The sequence below is a fragment of the Hydrogenophaga sp. FW305-3-2-15-A-LB1 genome (assembly GCF_058787875.1).
Window position 1 is genome coordinate 1 of the sequence record NZ_JBYTAE010000081.1, and the last position, 18,726, is coordinate 18,726.

At 69.8% G+C, this 18,726-nt stretch carries 17 protein-coding genes and 1 pseudogene; 7 read left to right on the forward strand and 11 right to left on the reverse strand.

Annotation, left to right across the window (positions count from 1 at the left end):
* Both AC3WPZ_RS21980 and AC3WPZ_RS21985 read right to left on the reverse strand, forming a co-directional pair.
* Positions 1-369, reverse strand: a pseudogene (locus tag AC3WPZ_RS21980) (hypothetical protein); the annotation flags it as partial.
* A gap of 86 nt (positions 370-455) precedes the next feature.
* Positions 456-1,535: a right-handed parallel beta-helix repeat-containing protein gene (locus AC3WPZ_RS21985; RefSeq protein WP_492441534.1), complete on the reverse strand. Its 1,080-nt coding sequence runs from the start codon at positions 1,533-1,535 to the stop codon at positions 456-458.
* Between the two features lie 41 nt (positions 1,536-1,576).
* Here AC3WPZ_RS21985 and AC3WPZ_RS21990 point away from each other — a divergent pair, with 41 nt between their 5' ends.
* Positions 1,577-1,756, forward strand: coding sequence for a hypothetical protein (locus AC3WPZ_RS21990; RefSeq protein ID WP_492441536.1), 180 nt, complete (start codon positions 1,577-1,579; stop codon positions 1,754-1,756).
* 502 nt (positions 1,757-2,258) lie between these two features.
* Positions 2,259-3,176, forward strand: coding sequence for an arginase (gene rocF, locus AC3WPZ_RS21995; RefSeq protein WP_382154090.1), 918 nt, complete (start codon positions 2,259-2,261; stop codon positions 3,174-3,176).
* Between the two features lie 49 nt (positions 3,177-3,225).
* Here rocF and AC3WPZ_RS22000 read toward each other — a convergent pair whose 3' ends face one another.
* Both AC3WPZ_RS22000 and AC3WPZ_RS22005 read right to left on the reverse strand, forming a co-directional pair.
* The gene (locus tag AC3WPZ_RS22000) at positions 3,226-3,525 is read right to left on the reverse strand and encodes an antibiotic biosynthesis monooxygenase family protein (protein ID WP_382321962.1); all 300 of its coding nucleotides are present in this window, start codon (positions 3,523-3,525) and stop codon (positions 3,226-3,228) included.
* A 133-nt stretch (positions 3,526-3,658) separates the two neighbouring features.
* Positions 3,659-5,377 carry a GMC family oxidoreductase gene (locus AC3WPZ_RS22005; RefSeq protein WP_492441538.1) on the reverse strand — a complete coding sequence of 573 codons (1,719 nt, stop codon included), beginning with the start codon at positions 5,375-5,377 and terminating at the stop codon, positions 3,659-3,661.
* A gap of 155 nt (positions 5,378-5,532) precedes the next feature.
* Here AC3WPZ_RS22005 and AC3WPZ_RS22010 point away from each other — a divergent pair, with 155 nt between their 5' ends.
* Positions 5,533-6,384, forward strand: coding sequence for a 3-hydroxybutyryl-CoA dehydrogenase (locus tag AC3WPZ_RS22010; RefSeq protein ID WP_382328200.1), 852 nt, complete (start codon positions 5,533-5,535; stop codon positions 6,382-6,384).
* Here the strand turns inward: AC3WPZ_RS22010 and AC3WPZ_RS22015 are convergent.
* Together AC3WPZ_RS22015 and AC3WPZ_RS22020 are read right to left on the reverse strand one after the other, a co-directional pair.
* Positions 6,378-7,265 carry a flavin-nucleotide-binding protein gene (locus tag AC3WPZ_RS22015; RefSeq protein ID WP_492441540.1) on the reverse strand — a complete coding sequence of 296 codons (888 nt, stop codon included), beginning with the start codon at positions 7,263-7,265 and terminating at the stop codon, positions 6,378-6,380. The genes AC3WPZ_RS22010 and AC3WPZ_RS22015 overlap by 7 nt on opposite strands.
* Positions 7,262-7,885 carry a glutathione S-transferase family protein gene (locus AC3WPZ_RS22020; protein WP_492441542.1) on the reverse strand — a complete coding sequence of 208 codons (624 nt, stop codon included), beginning with the start codon at positions 7,883-7,885 and terminating at the stop codon, positions 7,262-7,264. The genes AC3WPZ_RS22015 and AC3WPZ_RS22020 overlap by 4 nt, the downstream gene beginning before the upstream one ends.
* 103 nt (positions 7,886-7,988) lie before the next feature.
* Here AC3WPZ_RS22020 and AC3WPZ_RS22025 point away from each other — a divergent pair, with 103 nt between their 5' ends.
* Together AC3WPZ_RS22025 and gorA are read left to right on the forward strand one after the other, a co-directional pair.
* Positions 7,989-8,894, forward strand: a complete 906-nt coding sequence (locus AC3WPZ_RS22025) for a LysR family transcriptional regulator (protein ID WP_492441544.1) — start codon at positions 7,989-7,991, stop codon at positions 8,892-8,894.
* Complete coding sequence (gene gorA / locus AC3WPZ_RS22030) at positions 8,891-10,291, forward strand: glutathione-disulfide reductase (protein WP_492441546.1); 1,401 nt, start codon at positions 8,891-8,893, stop codon at positions 10,289-10,291. Before AC3WPZ_RS22025 ends, gorA begins: the two co-directional genes overlap by 4 nt.
* A 6-nt stretch (positions 10,292-10,297) precedes the next feature.
* Here the strand turns inward: gorA and AC3WPZ_RS22035 are convergent, their stop codons facing one another.
* Positions 10,298-11,578 (reverse strand): MgtC/SapB family protein, encoded by a 1,281-nt coding sequence (locus AC3WPZ_RS22035; protein WP_492441548.1) that lies wholly within the window; start codon positions 11,576-11,578, stop codon positions 10,298-10,300.
* 61 nt (positions 11,579-11,639) lie between these two features.
* Between AC3WPZ_RS22035 and AC3WPZ_RS22040 the strand changes: the two genes are divergently transcribed.
* Positions 11,640-13,145, forward strand: a complete 1,506-nt coding sequence (locus tag AC3WPZ_RS22040) for an AMP nucleosidase (protein WP_444687447.1) — start codon at positions 11,640-11,642, stop codon at positions 13,143-13,145.
* A gap of 15 nt (positions 13,146-13,160) precedes the next feature.
* Here the strand turns inward: AC3WPZ_RS22040 and AC3WPZ_RS22045 are convergent, their stop codons facing one another.
* Positions 13,161-14,411 (reverse strand): S1C family serine protease, encoded by a 1,251-nt coding sequence (locus AC3WPZ_RS22045; protein ID WP_444687448.1) that lies wholly within the window; start codon positions 14,409-14,411, stop codon positions 13,161-13,163.
* Entirely contained in the window at positions 14,408-15,004 is a 597-nt protein-coding gene (locus tag AC3WPZ_RS22050; protein ID WP_444687449.1) for a DUF2846 domain-containing protein, read from the reverse strand. The genes AC3WPZ_RS22045 and AC3WPZ_RS22050 overlap by 4 nt, the downstream gene beginning before the upstream one ends.
* Positions 15,005-15,153: 149 nt before the next feature.
* On the opposite strand from AC3WPZ_RS22050, the gene AC3WPZ_RS22055 reads away from it, so the two are divergent.
* On the forward strand, positions 15,154-17,427 hold the full coding sequence (locus AC3WPZ_RS22055; protein ID WP_492441551.1) for a xanthine dehydrogenase family protein molybdopterin-binding subunit: 2,274 nt from the start codon (positions 15,154-15,156) through the stop codon (positions 17,425-17,427).
* On the opposite strand, the gene AC3WPZ_RS22060 is transcribed toward AC3WPZ_RS22055, so the two are convergent.
* Both AC3WPZ_RS22060 and AC3WPZ_RS22065 read right to left on the reverse strand, forming a co-directional pair.
* On the reverse strand, positions 17,414-18,115 hold the full coding sequence (locus AC3WPZ_RS22060) for an anti-sigma factor (RefSeq protein WP_382321978.1): 702 nt from the start codon (positions 18,113-18,115) through the stop codon (positions 17,414-17,416). The two genes, AC3WPZ_RS22055 and AC3WPZ_RS22060, sit on opposite strands and share 14 nt — an antisense overlap.
* Positions 18,112-18,714: a sigma-70 family RNA polymerase sigma factor gene (locus AC3WPZ_RS22065; protein ID WP_492434058.1), complete on the reverse strand. Its 603-nt coding sequence runs from the start codon at positions 18,712-18,714 to the stop codon at positions 18,112-18,114. Before AC3WPZ_RS22065 ends, AC3WPZ_RS22060 begins: the two co-directional genes overlap by 4 nt.
* Positions 18,715-18,726 lie beyond the last annotated feature (12 nt).

The window sequence follows — 18,726 nt, forward strand, 5'->3', positions numbered from 1 at the left end:
GGCTGGTGCGGGTGAAGGCGCCGGGGCGGGAGCCGGCGCGGGTGCAGGCGCCGGGGCTGGCGCGGCAGCGGCCATCACTTCACAAGTCTTGGTCGCGCCCTTGGCGGGATCGCTGCCGAAATAGCTGGCGGTGCACATGCCGGCCGTGCGGACCGTCTTGTAGGCCCAGCGGGTGCCGGTGCCATAACGCACGTTCTTCGTGCCGGAGAACCAGAAAATCTTGCCTTCGTTGGCGACCTTGGTCCAGGTCGCGGAGGCCGTCTGAGCCTGGGCCGGGGCTGTGGCGGCCACCATCGAGAACATGACCGCACAGGCGGCCAACACACCGGCGTGCGAAGCCGGACGGGAGAGGGAATCGAGTTGGGACATGGGAAGAATCACCTGAGAGCTGAAGAAAGAACGGCCGCCTCCTGAACACGGGTCTTCCGTGCCCTCCTGCCTGGCGGTCCGGCGGTTTATGGGGATGACTGCAGTGCGCCCGCCTTGCGGCTGCTTGAGATCGCCCGCGAGGCATAGGGCGTGGGCGCATCGCGCGTGTAATTCGAGTCCGGCACCACCGACAGGCCGATCAGGGCCTGCAGCGCCGCGTTGGGCCAGAAGTTCGGGCTGGCGATGCTGCTGGCGCCCGGGATGTTGGTGGCCACGGAGGTCACGTTGTTCGACTGCGCCGCGTTGCCGGCGGCGTAGCCGCCCGTGATCAGCGACGGACTGCCCGTGCCGGCAAACAGGTTGGCCGCGAGCGTGACCGACGAGGTGCCGCTGGCGATGGCCAGGAAGGCGCCGCCCGAGCGGGTGATGGCCACGGTGTTGTGCACGGCCTCGAAGGTGTTGGTCGGGTTCGACAGGCCCTCCGCACCGTAGGAAATGGCATTCGGGTTGCTCGCCTGCGGCCCCTTGTGGAACAGGTTGCCGCGCAGGTAGACGCGGCCGCCGTTCGGGAAGTCGGCGAGGTAGCTCGACGTGCCCGTGGGGCCGTCCATGAAGTAGCTGTTCTCGATCACCGTCTCCCGGGCCCGGCTCTTGAGGTTGTGGCCGACCTTGGCTTCATGGAAGTAGCTGCGGCTCACCGTCAGCCGGTTGATCTGGTTGACGTAGATGTTGTGCGTGTAGCCATCGCCCAGGCCGTTGCGCGCGAACTCGGAGCCTTCGATGGTGATGGTCGACGAACCCGCGTTGGCCAGGATGCCGTTCTGGTTGTCGTAGAAGCCGCTGTTGATGATGCGCAGGTCGCCCCCGTGTTCGGCGCGGATGCCGGCACCGTTCTGGTCGGGCACCGTGGTGTCGCGGAACTCGACGCTGTCGATGGTGATGTTCGAGCCGGTGACCACCCACAGGCCCTTGCCACGGGCGTTGTTGCCGTTGGCGAACAGGCGGGCCTTGCCACCCACGCCGCAGATGGTCAGGTTGTTGACGGTCCAGGAAGCGACGTCGCCCCGGTAGTCGCCGGCGGTGATCTTGATCACGTCACCCGACTGCGCCGCAGCCGCCGCGGCGCTGGGCATGGCGTAGGTCTTGCCCGGTCCGACCTGCAACACGCGGCCGGTGGCGGCATCGCAGGCGGTGGCCGAGGGGGCCGGTGCCGGTGCCGGTGCCGGTGCCGGTGCCGGTGCGGGCGCTGGCGCTGGCGCTGGGGCAGGAGCAGGAGCAGGAGCAGGAGCAGGAGCAGGAGCAGGAGCAGGGCTTGGCGCTGGCGAAGGGCGAGGTGCTGGCGAAGGAGCCGGGCTCGGCGCTGGCGCCCCGGCCACCGGTTCGTTGACCGTGCCACCACCCGTGGCCGTCCCTCCGCCGCCCCCACCACCGCAGGCGGTGAGCGTGGCCGCGAACAGCACGGCCAGCAAGGGCAGCGACCTGCGGGTCGAAGGGCCCTCCATCCAGGGCGTCGGGGTCGGAATCGGAGTCGGGTTCATATCGGCGGCACAAAAACACCTTGACGCTCACACGAGGGCGGCGGCAGGGGCGATCGGGAAAGGGTTCCAGGTCACACTGCGCTGCAGTGTCGGACAGGCCAGGAACGTGAGATAAATCACCACGATGGGCGGAGACCCGCTCAGCGCGAACGGAGTATCAGCTTCCCAACGGCTTGGAGTCCGGCACGAAAGGTGTGGGTTGGTAACAAAATTCCCCGCCCGAAAAGAGGTGCCCGGTGGAGGGCGTGTGTGCAATGTCCGCCCGCCGACCGGTGGCTGGTAACACGCCATACGTTTTGAAACCAGCCCGAAGGCCGTCACACTCGGGATTCACCGACTCACAATACCGCCATGCAAAAAAACCTCAGCCTCATCGGGGTGCCGACCGACATCGGCGCCGGTGCCCGCGGTGCCTCCATGGGCCCCGAGGCCTTGCGCGTCGCGGGCCTGGCCACGGTGCTCGAAGGCCAGGGCCTGAGCGTCGCCGACCGCGGCAACCTCGGCGGTCCGGCCAATCCCTGGTTGCCGCCCACCGACGGCTACCGCCACCTGGGTGAAGTGGTGGCCTGGAACCAGAGCCTTCATGAGGCCGTGCACGCCGAACTTGCGCTGGGCCGCCTGCCCATCGTGCTCGGCGGTGACCACTGTCTGGGCCTGGGCTCGATCAGCGCGGTGGCGCGCCACTGCCGCGAGGCGCGCAAGAAGCTGCGCGTGCTCTGGCTCGACGCCCACGCCGACTTCAACACCGCCGCGCTCACGCCCAGCGGCAACATCCACGGCATGCCGGTGGCCCTGCTCTGCGGCATGGGCCCGCCCGAACTCACCGGCATCGGCGGCACCACGCCGGCCATCGACGCCGGCGTGGTGCGGCAGATCGGCATCCGCAGCGTGGACGCGGGCGAGAAGCGCCTGGTGCACCAGGCCGGCCTGGAGGTGTTCGACATGCGCTACATCGACGAGATGGGCATGCGCCACACCATGGAGCAGGCGCTGATGGGCGTGGACGAGCAGACCCACCTGCACGTGAGCTTCGACGTGGACTTTCTCGACCCGGAGATCGCGCCCGGCGTGGGCACCACCGTGCTCGGCGGCCCGACCTACCGCGAGGCGCAGCTGTGCATGGAGATGATCGCGGACACCGGCCGGCTGTGCTCGCTCGACGTGATGGAGCTCAACCCCGCGCTCGATGTGCGCAACCGCACCGCCGAGCTGGCGGTGGACCTGATCGAAAGCCTGTTCGGCAAGTCCACCCTGATGCGCAAAAACTAAAGTTGTAACTCAATTACAACCAAAGGCTGCCCGCGAGGGCAAGCAGCCATCAGCTCTTGCCAACCACTTCGAAGTGCTCGACCACCGGAGGCTGGGCGAAAAACGGCCCGACGATGGCGCGCCACTGCGGGAAGGCATCGGAGCCCCGGAAGGCCACGGTGTGGTCTTCCAGCGTCTCCCACTGGATCAGCAACAGGTAGCGCCCGGGGGTCTCGATGCTGCGCTGGACCTGGTAGCCCTTGAAGCCCTTCGAATGGGCGATGACGGTGCTCACCCCACGAAGAATGGCCTCTTCAAAGGCTGCGCTCTTCAGGGGGTCGATGCGGATGTCGGCGTGCTCGAGAATCATCTTGTGGAGCCCCCCGCGCCGCCTCGCGTCACCCCCCAGGGGGCGATGCCTGCGGCCTGGCAAAGCCAGTTCCGCGGCATCCTGGATGACGTGCGTGCGCGCCGGAGGAGAGTGGTGGATCGGAGAAGCAAGGTTAACCGGGAACCGCGTGGAACCGGCTTTGCCGGGCCACTGCGGTTGCCCCTTCGGGGGGTGACGCGCCGTCAGGCGCGGCGCGGGGGGGACGATCGGCTCTCATCATATCGACCGCCTTCTCCGCCATCATGATCACCGGGGCATTGGTGTTGCCCCCCACCACGCTGGGCATCACCGACGCGTCCACCACGCGCAGGCCCGCCACGCCGTGCACGCGCAGGCGCGCATCCACCACGTCCAAGCCCCCCGGCGCGCCATCCGGCCCCATGCGGCAGGTGCCCACGGGGTGGTAGATGGTGTCGGCATGACCGCGGATGAATTGTTCGATCTGCGCGTCGCTCTGCGCCTGGGCCGACGAGGCCGACTCGGTGCCACCATGGCGCGTGAGTGCGGGTTGCTGCAGCAGCGCGCGCATGCGCTTGAAGCCCCGCACCAGGCGCGCGGTGTCGTCGCTGTCCTGCAGAAAGGCGGGGTCGATCAGCGGCGCGGCCTGCGGGTCGGCGCTGGCCAGGCGCAGGCTGCCGCGGCTCTTGGGGCGCAGCAGGCACACGTGGCACGAGTAACCGTGGCCGAACACCGTCTTGCGGCCATGGTCCACCAGCTTGCCGACCACGAAGTGCAGCTGCAGGTCGGGAATGGGCTCTTCGGGCGCGCTCTTGATGAAGCCGCCCGCTTCGGCGAAGTTGGTGGTCAGCATGCCGCTGCGCTGGCGCCGCCATTCGAAGATGCCGCGCACCGCGCGCGCCACGCCGGTGAGCGAGAGGCCGAACAGGTCCTTGACCTTCGGCGCGTTGACCACCATCACCACGTCCACATGGTCGTGCAGGTTCTGGCCCACGCCCGGCAGGTCGTGCACCGGGGTGATGCCGTGTTCGCGCAAATGCGCGGCCGGGCCGATACCCGAGAGCATGAGCAGCTGCGGCGAGCCGAAGGCGCCCGCGCTCAGCACCACCTCGCCGCCGTCCTTGAGGCGCAGGATCTGCAGCGGACCGCGCCCGCCGTTGCCCCGGTACTCCACGCCCGCCGCGCGCACCGTGCCGCCGTCTTCGGTGTCGGTCACCACGCGGGTGGTGAGCGCGTTCGTGATCACCTGCAGGTTGGGCCGCGCCAGGTGCGGCGTGAGGTAGGCCTTGGCCGCGCTGTGGCGCTCGCCGTTCTTGTGCGTGACCTGGTAGGCGCCGATGCCCTCCTGCTCGGGGCCGTTGAAGTCGGTGTTGAGCGGATAGCCCGCCTGCGCGCCGGCTTCGACGAAAGCGGGCAGAAAGGCATTGGGGCTGCGCAGATCCATCACATTGAGCGGCCCACCCTGGCCGTGCCACGCGTCGGCGCCGCGCTCGTTGTGCTCGGCGCGCTTGAAGTACGGCAGCACCTCCTGGAACGACCAGCCCGGGTTGCCCAGCGCGGCCCAGCCGTCGTAGTCGCTGGCGTGGCCGCGCGCGTAGATCATGGCGTTGACCGAGCTCGAGCCTCCCAGCACCTTGCCGCGCGGCTGGTAACCACGCCGGCCGTTCAGACCGGGCTGGGGCACGGTCTGCAGGCCCCAGTTGGCCTGGCCGTTCTTCGCCAGCAGCGCCAGGCCCGCCGGGCAGTGGATGAGCACGCTGCTGTCGGGCGGGCCGGCCTCCAGCAGGGCCACCCGGGTGCCGGGGTCTTCGCTGAGGCGGGAGGCCAGCACGCAGCCGGCCGATCCGCCGCCAACGATGATGTAGTCGAACATGGTGTCTCCGTGGTGGTCAGCGCCGTGCAAGGCGTGCGCGACAATCAAAGGCCAAGGTAGCACAGGGCCTCGCGCCCGGTTAGGCAGCACCGCCTAGGAAAGACACGCCGGCGACGCCGGGTTTTCACGGATTTTTGAACAGGAGCAGCGTCTTCATGAACAGCATCAACACGGTCGGCATCATCGGCTCGGGCACCATGGGCAACGGCATCGCACAGGCCTGCGCCACGCGCGGCATCCGCGTGGTCATGGTCGACATCGCGCAGGCCGCGGTCGACAAGGGCCTGGCCACGGTGGCTGGCAGCCTGGACCGGCTGATCAAGAAAGAGAAGATCACCGCTGCCGACAAGGACCAGGCGCTCGCCCTGATCAAGGGTTCGACGAACTACGAAGACCTCAAGGGCGCGCAGCTCGTGATCGAGGCCGCCACCGAGAACGAGGGCCTGAAGGTCAAGATCCTGCAGCAGCTCGACGGCCTGCTCGCGCCCGAGGTGATCGTGGCCACCAACACCAGCTCGATCAGCATCACCAAGCTGGCCGCCGCCACCCAGCGGCCCGACCGCTTCATCGGCATGCACTTCTTCAACCCGGTGCCCATGATGGCGCTGGTGGAGATCATCCGCGGCCTGCAAACCAGCGACGCCACGCACGACGCGGTGAAGGCGCTGGCCGAGGCCCTGGGCAAGTCGCCCATCACGGTGAAGAACGCGCCCGGCTTCGTGGTCAACCGCATCCTCGTGCCCATGATCAACGAGGCCTTCTTCGTGCTGGCCGAAGGCATCGCCACGGCGGAGGACATCGACGCCGGCATGAAGCTGGGCACCAACCAGCCCATCGGCCCGCTGGCCCTGGCCGACATGATCGGCCTGGACGTGTGCCTGGCCGTGATGAACGTCTACATGGCCGAGTTCAACGACGGCAAGTACCGCCCCGCCCCGCTGCTCAAGGAAATGGTGGCCGCCGGCTACCTGGGCCGCAAGACCGGGCGCGGCGTCTACACCTACTGAGCGTCGCCGGGGGCCGCCCAGCGCAGCGGCAAGGCCCCCTGCACCCGCCGCGCGTGGGTCACCTGCATGCGCAGCAGGCGCAGGCTGCCGTCCCACACCACCTTCGCCTGCACCGCGAGATACAGCAGGTCGCCCCGCTCGAAGTCCACGAACAGCAGGCCCGCCGCCGGGTGCAGGGCGATGTTGCCCAGCGTGTTGAAGAAGTGGTTGCCCAGGTAGTCGGGCACGGTCAGCACCTCGCCGGCCACGTTCACGAAACCCGGCGGGCCGCCCCGGTGCGACACGTCGACCCCATGGCTGCGCTCGCCGCCCGCAGACGCCTGGGGGTGGGCGGTGGCGATGAAGAAGGTGTCGGCGGCGCGGATCAGCCCGCGCGACGCCTCGTCCAGGCCCGGGCCTTCGAAAGCGATCTGCCCCGCAGGTGCGCCGGGTACCCACACCGGCTCCCGCGCCTGGATGTACTTCGGGCAATTGCCAAAGCTCTGACCGACCTCGACCGTGACACCGCCGTCCTGCAGCCGCGCCGTGCCGTTCATGCGGTTGCGCCGGCGCGTGTGCGGTTGAATGCCGAGCAGACCCAGCGCGGCGCCATCGCGCAGCGTGGTGTTCAGCGGGTCGTGCGGCAGGGGCCGCGCACGGATGTGCAGGTGCGTGGGGTCGGGCGATTGCATGAAGCCCGGCGCGCCCGCGAGCACGCTGGCCCAGGGCTGTCCCTGCGCGTCCACACTGCCCACCAGCACGAAGGGCAACAGGCCGAAGAACTCGCGGTGCTGGTCGGGCATGTGGTCGCGCAACACGCGCGGGCCGATCTGCGCCATCTGCGCCTGCACACCGGCGCGCGCCTGCATCGCCTGTTCACCGGTGTGAAAGGCGGCGCTCATGCCGCCAACCCCACTGGCGAGGTCACCATCGGCACGAAGCCCGGCAGGGCCTCGATGCGCGCCAGCCAGGCGCGGATGGCCGGATACGGCTGCAGCGACACCAGGCCCTCGGGCGCCCGGGCCACGTAGGCGTAGTGCGCCAGGTCGGCCAGCGTGGCGCGCTCGCCGACCAGAAACGGCGTGCGCCCCAGCGCGCCTTCCATGAACTCGAACAGGGCTTGCGCACGAGCGATCGCCTCCGCCGGGTCGGTGGGCAGCCCGAAGAGCTGCACCACGCGCGCGGCGGCCGGTCCGGACGCCAGCGGGCCGGCGGCCAACGAGAGCCAGCGCTGCACGCAGGCCGCGCCCACCGGATCGCGCGGCAGCCACTGGCCCGGCGCGTAACGGGCTTCGAGGTACACCAGGATGGCGTTCGAGTCGCTCAGGATGAGGTCGCCGTCGCGCAGCACCGGCACCTGACCCAGGGGGTTCAGCGCCAGGAAGGCGGCGGACTTCTGCTGCTTCTGCGGCAGGTCGATCTCGACCGTCTCGAACGGCAGGCCGAGCAGCGAGAGAAACAACTCGACGCGGTGGCAGTGGCCGGAGATGGCGCTTCGGTGCAGTTGGATGGAAGGTGCCATGGATCGCTCCTGAAAGAGGAAAGGCGCCATCTTCTTTCTTGCAAGCACATTCACAAATACCCCTGCACGCACAAGACTGCTCCATAAATCGGTTTAATGGCGCATGGACAAGTTCCGCGCCATGGCCACCTTCGTGCAGATCGCCGACGCCGGCAGCCTCACCGCGGCGGCCTGGGCGCTGGGCGCCTCGCTGCCGGCCGTGGTGCGATCGCTCGCCGCCTACGAGGCCGAGCTGGGGGTGCGCCTGTTCAACCGCACCACGCGCCGCATCTCGCTCACCGAAGAAGGCCGGCGCCACCTTGAGAGCTGCCGCCAGCTGCTGGCGGCGGTGGACGACGCCGAGGCCGCGCTGAAGGACGACGCCACCGAACCCTCCGGCCAGCTCACCATCACCGCTCCGGTGCTGTTCGGCCAGATGCACGTGGCCCCCGTCGTTACGCGTTTCGTGCGGCGCCACCCCCAGGTGCATTGCCGCGTGATGCTGATGGACCGGGTGGTGAACCTGCTGGAAGAAGGGGTCGACGTCGGCATCCGCATCGCGCACCTGGAGGACTCCAGCCTGGTCGCCCTGCCGCTGGGCGAGATCCGCCGCGTGATCGTGGCCAGCCCCGCTTTCCTGCGCGAACACGGCCGACCGCAGCACCCCAACGACCTGCTCAAGGCCAACTGCGTGCGCCTGGTGGGCTACGCACCCCATTGGGGGCGTTTCCAGGAAGGCAGCAAGACCTTCAAACTCACCGTCGGTGGCAACCTGGAGTTCAATCACATTGCCCCGGCGGTGCAGGCCTGCGCGGACGGCGCGGGTTTCGGCCAGTTCCTCTCCTACCAGGTGGCGCCCTTGCTGCAATCCGGCGCGCTGGAAACCGTGCTGGACGACTTCGCGGACGCGCCGCGCCCGATCCACGTCGTCTACCCCCATGCCCGCCTGCTGCCCACGCGCACGCGGGCTTTCATCGATTTCATCCGACAGGAACTCAAAGGCTTCGAGCCCGGACACCCCCCACCATGAGCACTTCCTCTTTCGACTTTGACCTCTTCGTGATCGGCGGCGGCAGCGGCGGCGTGCGCGCCGCCCGCATGGCCGCGCAGCGCGGCGCGCGCGTGGCGCTGGCCGAAATGCTGGGCACCGACGGCCTGGGCGGCACCTGCGTGAACGTGGGCTGCATCCCCAAGAAGCTCTACAGCTACGCGGCGCACTATGCCGAAGCCTTCGAGGAATCGCACGGCTTCGGCTGGGAGCTGGACAAGCCCCGTTTCAACTGGGCCACGCTCAAGGCCAACCGCGCCAAAGAGATCAGCCGCCTCAACGGCATCTACGGCAACCTGCTGACCGGCTCGGGCGTGACCGTGTTCGATGCCTTCGCGCGCATCGACGGCCCACAGGCCGTGGTGCTCAAGCTCCATGGCGAGGCCGGCGAAAAACGCGTGACGGCGAAGCACATCCTCATCGCCACGGGCGGCAAACCCAGCGTGCCCGACATCGAAGGCCGCGAGCACGTCATCGACTCCAACGCCATCTTCGACCTCGAGCCCTTTCCCCAGCGCCTGCTGATCGTGGGCGGTGGCTACATCGCCAGCGAGTTCGCCTCCATCTTCAACGGCCTGGGCGCGAAGGTGACCCAGCTCTACCGGGGCGAGCAGATCCTGCGCGGCTTCGACGACGAGATCCGCCACTTCGTGGCCAACGAGATGATCAAGTCGGGCGTGGACCTGCGGCTGGGCGCGGACGTGGCCGCCATCGTGAAGACCCCCGACGGCCTGCAGGTGAAGCTCCAGGGCGGCGGCGAGGTGATAGCCGATGCCGTGCTGTACGCCACCGGCCGCGTGCCCACGGTAGGGGGCCTGGGCCTGGACGCGGTGGGCGTGGCCCAGGGCAAGGGCGGCGAGGTCATCGTCGACGAGCAGTACCGCACCAACGTGCCCTCCATCTTCGCCGTGGGCGACGTCACCAGCCGCCTCCAGCTCACCCCCGTGGCGCTGGGCGAGGCCATGGTGGTGGTGGACCAGCTCTTCGGCCCCGCCGCGGGCAAGCCGCCGCGCAGCATGGCCTACGACTTCGTTCCCACCGCCGTCTTCACCCACCCCAGCATCGGCACCGTGGGCCTGAGCGAGGCGGACGCGCGCAAGCGGCATGGCGACGTGACCATCTTTCGCAGCGAGTTCAAGGCGCTCAAGCACACGCTCTCGGGCAGCAGCGAGCGCACGCTCATGAAGCTGGTGGTGGACACGAAAAGCGACCGCGTGGTGGGCCTGCACATGGTGGGCGCCGAAGCGGGCGAGATCGTGCAGGGTTTTGCGGTGGCGCTCAAGGCCGGCGCCACCAAGGCGGTGTTCGACAGCACCATCGGCATTCACCCGACGGCGGCGGAAGAGTTCGTGACCATGCGCGAACCCGTCAAGGCCTGAACAGGCTCAGCGAAGCACGGCCAGCAAGGCCATGCACACGGCGGTGTGCGCCAGCAACCCGGGCACCAGCCACGCCGCGTAGCGAGCCCCGCCGCTCAGGACGGCGGTGACGCTCTTGCTCAGGGCGTGCACGCCCAGTGCCAGCATCACCGCCCACGGCACGCCCTCCGCAGGCGGCCCGCCGGACGCGAAGACCGCCGCCAGCGCCGAGTGCAGGTCGACGAGCGAGGCGAGCAAGGTCCCGGCCAACACGCCGGCCTCGCCCAGCCAGAGGTCCAGCGCATGCACCAGGACCTGGATGCCCGCGAGCAAGGCCGCAATGGCCATGGCGCCCCAAAGGCTGAACATCCGATCGCCCTGCGGCCCTCCCAGGCCCTCGGTGTGCGGCGACGACCCCATCGCGCCGCCCATTTCCATGGGCGCCCCGCGCACCAGCCACCCGCCCCACAAGGCGGCCAGCAGCGCGCCCGCCAACGCCGGCAACCACAAACCCGGGAGCCAGGCCGGGCGGACCGCCACCGCCACCAGCAACATCTGCAGCAAGGTGGGCACACACGACAACAAGCCCCCACCGGCCATCAGACGGGCCTCGCCGCCCTGCTGGCGCACGCCCATGCCCAGCGTGGCGATGGTCGCCGTGCTGGAGACAAAGCCGGAGGCGAAGGCCGAGAACGCCACCGCCTGCCGCGCCTGCAGCAGCCGCCGGCACAGGTGGGCCAGCGACTGGACCGCCAGCAGCAGCGCCAACAACTGCACGATGGTGGCCGGATTGAGCACCGGCCCCCACAAGGGCCGGTTCGGCATCAGCGGCAGCGCCACGAGCACCAGCGCGGCCAGCACGATGCCGTCGCGAATCTCCGCCGGGCGCAGCCACTCGGTCACGAAATGGTGCAGCCGCTCGCGCGCGGCCAGCAGCGCCGTCAGCCCGGCGGCCATGGCGGCCGCCAGCGGCAGTTGCCAGACGCACACCACGCCGATCAGGTAGGTCAGCAGCAGCGCCACTTCGGTGGTCGCACCCGGGTCCTCGGACCGGTCGCGCGCATAGGCCACCACACCCAGCGCCGCCACGAACGCCGCGCCGATCAGCACCAGACCCGTGTGCCCCAGGAGCGCGGCCAGCGCGCCGCTCACACACACCAGCGCGAAAGTGCGCAGGCCGGCAAAGGCCCGCGCCGGGCCCTCGCCCTTGCGGCGCTCGCGCTCGACACCGATCAGCAACCCGCAGCCCAGCGCGGCCGCCAGCGGGGCGGCGGCGGTGGTCCATTCGGGCAGGGTGATGGGCAACATGCGGTTTTCCTCCAGTTTCGGCCGTCCTGCGGTGCCAGGCAACGGCGCGCCACAATAGCGCATGCAAAAAACACCTGCCTACACCGCACCGCTCGTTTTCAAGGACCCGGCCGAGGCGCTGGCCCAGGTGCAGCGCATCTACCAGGACAACGTGGAATTCCTGCGCCAGGCCATGCGCGATTTCGTCGCCGGCGGCGATTTCACGCAGACCCATGTGCGGGCGTGTTACCCCTACGTGCGCTTGCACACCCACAGCGTGCTGCGCCAGGACAGCACCATCGGCCAGCCGCTGAGCCGCCTGAGCTATGGCTTCGTGGCCGGCCCCGGGCGCTACGAAACCACCCTGACCCGGCCCGACCTGTACAGCGACTACTACCTGGAGCAGTTCCGCCTGCTGCTGGCCAACCACGGCGGTGAACTGGAGGTGGGCACCAGCACGCAGCCCATCCCCATCCACTTCTCGTTCGCCGAACACGACCACGTGGAAGGCAGCATGGACCTGATGCGCCGCGCGCTCATGCGCGACGTGTTCGACCTGCCCGACCTCACCGCCATGGACGACGGCATCGCCAACGGCACGCACGAGCCCCGCGCAGGCGAGGCGCACCCGCTCTCGCTGTTCACCGCGCCCCGGGTGGACTATTCGCTGCAGCGCCTGCGCCACTACACCGGCACCGCGCCCGAGTGGTTCCAGAACTTCGTGATGTTCACCAACTACCAGTTCTACATCGACGAGTTCATCAAGCTCGGCCGCGCCGAGATGGCCGACCCCGACAGCGAGTACGTGGCCTTCGTCGAACCGGGCAACGTGGTGATGCGCCGCACCGGCCTGGCCGCCGAGAACGGCGACGAACTCGGCAGCGCACCGCCGCGCCTGCCGCAGATGCCGGGCTACCACCTGCTGCGCGAAGACCGCAGCGGCATCACCATGGTCAACATCGGCGTGGGCCCGGCCAACGCCAAGACCATCACCGACCACATCGCCGTGCTGCGCCCGCATGCCTGGCTCATGCTCGGCCACTGCGCCGGCCTGCGCACCAGCCAGCAGCTGGGCGACTACGTGCTGGCCCACGCCTACGTGCGCGAAGACCACGTGCTGGACGAAGAGCTCCCGCTGTGGGTGCCGATCCCCGCGCTGGCGGAGATCCAGCTCGCGCTCGAAGCCGCCGTGGCCGACGTGACCGGCGTGCCGCCGGCCGAGCTCAAGCGCATCATGCGCACCGGCACCGTGGCCAGCACCGACAACCGCAATTGGGAGCTGCTGCCCGACAACATGCCGCAACGCCGCTTCTCGCAGTCGCGCGCGGTGGCGCTGGACATGGAGAGCGCCACCATCGCGGCCAATGGCTTCCGCTTCCGCGTGCCCTACGGCACCCTGCTGTGCGTGAGCGACAAGCCGCTGCACGGCGAGATCAAGCTGCCCGGCATGGCCAACCACTTCTACCGAGAACGCGTGGACCAGCACCTGCGCATCGGCATCCGCGCCATCGACATCCTGCGCGCCGGCGGCACGGACCAGCTGCACAGCCGCAAGCTGCGCAGCTTCGCGGAAGTTGCGTTCCAGTGAGCCGGGGCGCCGGCCTCAGCCCCGGCCGGCGCGCACCAACTCCACGGTTTCCTTGCGGTCGGTGCTGCCCAACCGCTCCAGCGTGAAGCGCACGACCCGCATCAGGTCCGGCGAATACCACAACGTGGCCTGGTAACGAAGGTTCGACATCGCGACGCGGTGCACGGGCAGGCGGGAGGTCCACCCCCGGACGTCGATGCGCACCGCGTTGTACTCACTCTCGCCCATGCGGAGCGTTTGAGAGAGAGACGCTACAGCCGTGACGTCGAACGTCGTGGTGTCGCCTCCCTTCGTGGTCGAAAAATTGAAGGTCTGCACCCCGTTGAGCACCTTGCCACCCGGCGCCCAGCCGCCAGGCGGTGTCACCAGATCGAGTTCCAGCAGCGCGGGCGACGAAGAATCCAGCACGAGGCCGGTTTCATCCTCCACCCGACCGCCCCCGTTGAAAACGACGCGAGCGCCGTCCACGCGATCCACCTTCAGGCTGACCGTGCTCTTGAGCTGGGTCTGCGCGTCCGTCACCACATACTCGAACCAGTCGCCTACCCGCCGCTGCGCCGTCGGCTGCAGGCCCGCCGAAGGCGCGGCTACCGGTGCCGCCGCCACCCGGGCGGCGTTGGCGGCGGCACGCCGTTCGAGCAGCTCGCGCCCTCGCTCAGGTAACTCGGTGATGCGGTAGGCGGGCACGGCGAGGTTGATGTTCTGCGCCTCGCGCCGCATGAGCGTGGTGATGCCGATCAACCGGCCTTCGGTATCGAACAGGCCACCGCCACTGGACCCGGGCGAAATGGGCGCGGTGGTCTGCACGAACAGCAACTGCCCCTGCTCGTCGCGGCGCAGGCCGGACAGCAAGCCATCGCTCAGCGTGGCCTCCAGGCCCTGCGGCGTTCCGATCGCATAGACGCGCGCGCCCACCCGCAAGGTGTCCCTGGGCGCAAGCTCGATGGCCGGAGCCTGGAAGTTATCCACCCGGATCTGGCACAGGTCGTTCTCCGGGTCGGGAAACTCCAGCTTGCCGCCGTAGCTCACATTGTCCTTCGCGACCTGGAAGCGGGTCATGCGCGCCAGCACATGGCAATTGGTGACCAGACGCCCAGGGCCGATCACCACCGCACTGCCCTGAGACTGGTTGCGCCCCTGGGCATCGGAGGCCACCACCGTCCAGACGCTGGGCGCCACCTTGGCGAACAGGGCATCGGGCTCAAGCGCCAACGCGGGAGCGCTTGCGGCGGCTCCCACCACCAGGACCCAGGCGCGCCAGCTCATCGTGCGGCTCCGGCAGGCGACGGTGGCAACAAGGCCTCCAAGTCAGCCATCGTCACGCGTGCCCGGGGCTTGGGGCTGGAGGCCACCGGTGGGGAGGTCTCCGTGGTTGGCGCCCGCACCGCGCCGGGCGGTGCCGTCGGCGCCATTCCGACGCCGGTGTAGCGCAAGGGCGACAGCGCCGACAAGGCCACCGCCTCGGGCTGGAGGTTCAACTGCACCCGACCGACCAGCACGCCAAACGTGATGCTGGACGCCACATACACGGTCTGGCCCGCTTCGATGTCGAACTCCAGCCGCGCCTCGTTCTCGGTCTGCGAGCTCGCCAGATGGCGGCCAGGGTGCGTGTCCACGTAGAAGAATCCGCCAGGCTGTGACTTGCCAACGACTTGGTTGTCCAGCCGTATTTCCGGCTGCATGGCCGCGCCCACCATCGAGTCGGTGCGGTAGAAGAACACACGGCAACCGTTGTCCTTCAAAGGCGGTATGGAGCTGGTCACCGCCAGATAACTGTGCCCATCCGCAGCGCAGCCCGACAACAGCGCCACCGCCAGCAAGACCAATGCGCTCGCCCACCCACGAACTCCGCCCATCATCGCCCCTCATTGCATGATTGGCGCCAATGCTAACCGTTTGTAACAAGACGAAATCCTGGGACTTTCACCAGCCAGCGTGGTGCAGGCGCCGCACGCGGCAGGCCGCGTTTCGGGTTTAAGCTGCGCCGACCCGCCCACCGGAAAACCCCATGGCCACCACCCGACGCAAGTTCCTCCTCGGCACCCTCGCCGCCAGCGGTGCGCTGGTGCTGGGCTGGTCGGTGCTGCCGCCGCGCCAGCGGCTCACCACGGCGCAGCCGCTGCCGGTGGGCGCGAACGAGGCGGCCCTCAATGGCTGGGTGAAGATCGATGCGAACGGCGGCGTCACCGTGATGCTGGCCAAGAGCGAGATGGGCCAGGGCGTGGCCACCTCGCTGTGCATGCTGCTGGCCGACGAGCTGGACGCCGACTGGTCGCGCGTGCGCTTCGAGGCCTCGCCCATCGACAAGATCTACAACAACATCGCCACCGTGGTCGACGGCCTGCCGGTGCACCCGGACACCGAGAGTCGGGTGCTGGACGCGGCGCGCTGGATGGCGGCCAAGGCCATGCGCGAGATCGGCGTGATGATGACCGGCGGCTCGTCGAGCGTGAAGGACCTGTGGCTGCCGATGCGCGAGGCCGGGGCTTCGGCGCGCGAGATGCTGGTGAGCGCCGCGGCCCGGCAATGGAACACCGAGCCAGGCCACTGCCGCACCGAGAACGGCGAGGTGCTCGGCCCCGCCGGGCAGCGCGCGGGCTACGGCAGCCTGGCCGGCGCGGCCGCGCAGCAGCGCCTGCCGCGCTCGCCCACGCTCAAGACGCCCGCCCAGTTCAAGCTGATCGGCCGGCCCACGAACCGCATCGAGGCCGCGAGCAAGACCGATGGCAGCGCGCGCTTCGGCATCGACGCGCGGCCCGAAGGCCTGCTGCACGCGAGCGTGCAGATGTGCCGCACCCTGCGCGGCCGCGCCACCCGCTTCGACGCGGCCGCCGCCCAGGCCATGCCGGGCGTGCGCACGGTGGTCCCGTTCGAGCCCCGCCACGGTGGCACCGGCGGCGTGGCCGTGATCGCCGACCACCCCTGGCGCGCCAAGCAGGCGGCCGAGGCGCTGAAGATCGAATGGGACGCGGGCGAACTCGCGAACTTCCAGAGCGCCGACGCGATGGAGCAGCTCGCGCGCACGCTGGACACCGAAAAAGGGTTTGCCTTCTTCACCGAAGGCGACGTGGACGCGGCCATGGCCGGCGCGGTGCGCGCCATCGAGGCGGAGTACCGCGCGCCCTACCTCGCGCACGCCACCATGGAGCCCATGAACTGTACGGTGCGCTTCGACGGCGACCGCGCCACGGTCTGGGTCTCGACCCAGGTGCCCGGCCTGGCGCGCAAGGCCGCCGCCGACGCACTCGGCCTGCCCGCCGAGGCGGTGACGGTGCACGTGATGCTGCTGGGCGGCGGCTTCGGCCGGCGGCTGGAGGTGGACTTCATCGCCCAGGCCGCCTCCATCGCCAAGGCCGTGCCCGGCGCGCCGGTGCAGACGCTGTGGTCGCGCGAGCAGGACTTGCGCCACGACATCTACCGCCCGGCCTGCGTCTCGCGCTTCAAGGCCGGCTTCGATGCCCAGGGGCAGCTCGTGGCCTGGCAGAACACCAGCGCGGGCCAGGCCATCGTGCCGCAGGTGCTGGGCCGCCTGTTCGGCCTGCCCGGCGGCGGGCCGGACAAGACCACCTCGGAAGGCGCGTTCGACCAGCCCTACGAATGGCCGGCCGCGCGCATCGCGCACGCCGCCGTCGCCCTGCCCTTGCAGGTGGGTTTCTGGCGCTCGGTAGGCCATTCGCACCAGGCTTTCTTCAAGGAAAGCTTCGTCGACGAGGCCGCGCACGCCGCCGGCACCGACCCGCTGGTCTTTCGCGAACGGCTGCTGCAGCGCCATCCCCGGCACCTCGCGGTGCTGCAGGCGGCGGCCCAGGCCGGCGGCTGGGGCACGGCTTCGCCGCCCGCGCCCGACGGCGCCAAGACCGCGCGCGGCATCGCCTTGCACGAGTCCTTCGGCTCCATCGTCGCGCAGGTGGCCGAGGTCTCGCTGGCCGCCGACAAAACCATCCGCGTGCACCGCGTGTGGTGCGCCGTCGACTGCGGCACGGCGGTCAACCCGACCGGCATCGCGCAACAGATGGAGAGCGCCATCGTCTACGGCCTCTCGGCGGCCCTGTACGGCCAGGTGGACATCGTCAACGGCCAGGTGCAGGCCAGCAACTTCCACGACCAGCCGGTGCTGCGTTTCCACGAGATGCCGGCGGTCGAGGTGCTGATCGTCCCGAGCAGCGCGCCGCCCGAAGGCGTGGGCGAGCCTGGCCTGCCGCCGATCGCCCCGGCGGTGGCCAACGCGCTGTTCGCGCTGACCGGCCAGCGCCACCGCAGCCTGCCGCTCAGGTCAGCTTGACCGCGCGCCCGATGTAGAGGATCGGCCCGGTCGGGCGGCCGGTGGGCGAGCCGTTGTAGGGCTCCAGCGTGATCTCGAACAGCTGGTTGGGCACCAGCGGCGGCAGCTGGTCGAGCTTCACTTCCAGCGGCTGGCCCGGTTGCACCAGGCCCAGCGAGACCGGCGCGTTCCAGTCGTCGGCCTTGGTCCAGAACTGCAGCGAGCGCTGCTCGGGCACGGCCGTGGTGCCCAGTGGCACCAGCCGCAAGCTGTTGGCGCCGCTGGTCTGCACCACCCAGCCCGGGGCCGTGCCGTTGGGCGCGACCAGCACCACCATGTATTGAGGCGCGGCCGGCGCGAACAGGCCGGTGGACGGCAGCAGCGCGACCACCGACGCGGCCACGAAACCGGTGGCGGCCACCGCGCGCCAGAAGCCCAGGCTGCTCCACCAGGTCTGCCAGGCGCTGGCCTTGGCCGCTGCGCGTGGGGGGGCGATGGCGCGTTCGATGCGCGTCCACAGCGCGGGCGAGGGCTCCACCGCCTCGACCAAGGCGGTCAGCGGCAGCAGCCGGCCTTCCCAGCCGTCGACCGCGTCGCGCAAGGCGGCATCGGTGGGCAAGCGCGCCTGCACCTCGCGCCGCTGCCCCGCCGAGAGCGTGCCCAGCACGTAGGCCGCAGCCAGTTCGTCGATCGGATCAAGGGCGGTCATGCCAGGCACTCCCGCAACGACGCCAGCCCGCGGCGGATCCAGGCCTTCACCGAGCCCAGCGGCGCGCCCAGGCGCTCGGCGATCTCGCTGTGGCTGCAACCGTCCAGGTACGCGTAGAGCACGCAGTTGCGCTTGGGCGTGTCCAGGCGCGCCAGGCAGTCGTCGAGCCGGCCGAGGTCGGCGCGCAGCGCGAAGGCCTCGGCCATGTCGGGCGCGGCGGGCGGGTCCTCGGCCTGCAGCGCGTCCATCTGCGCCTCGTCGGCCGACACGGTGCGCGCACCCGAGCGCACGGCATCGAGGGCGCGGTGGCGCACGATGCCGTACATCCACCCCCGGCCCGCGCCACGGTGGGCGTCGAAGGTGGCGGCGCGGGTCCAGATGTTCATGAAAGCGTCGTGCAACACGTCTTCAGCGGTGGCGCGGTCGCGCACGATGCGCAGCGCCACCCCCAGCAGGTAACGGCCTTCGTGCTCGTACAGGCGGCGCAGGGCCGCACGATCGCCCCGCGCACAGGCGGCCAGGGCGGCATCGTGGTCGAAAGCGTCGGGGTCGGATGGGGGCAAGGGCGGTGCTCGCGAAAGTGCGGGGCTGCCGGCCATCCTAGCCGACGG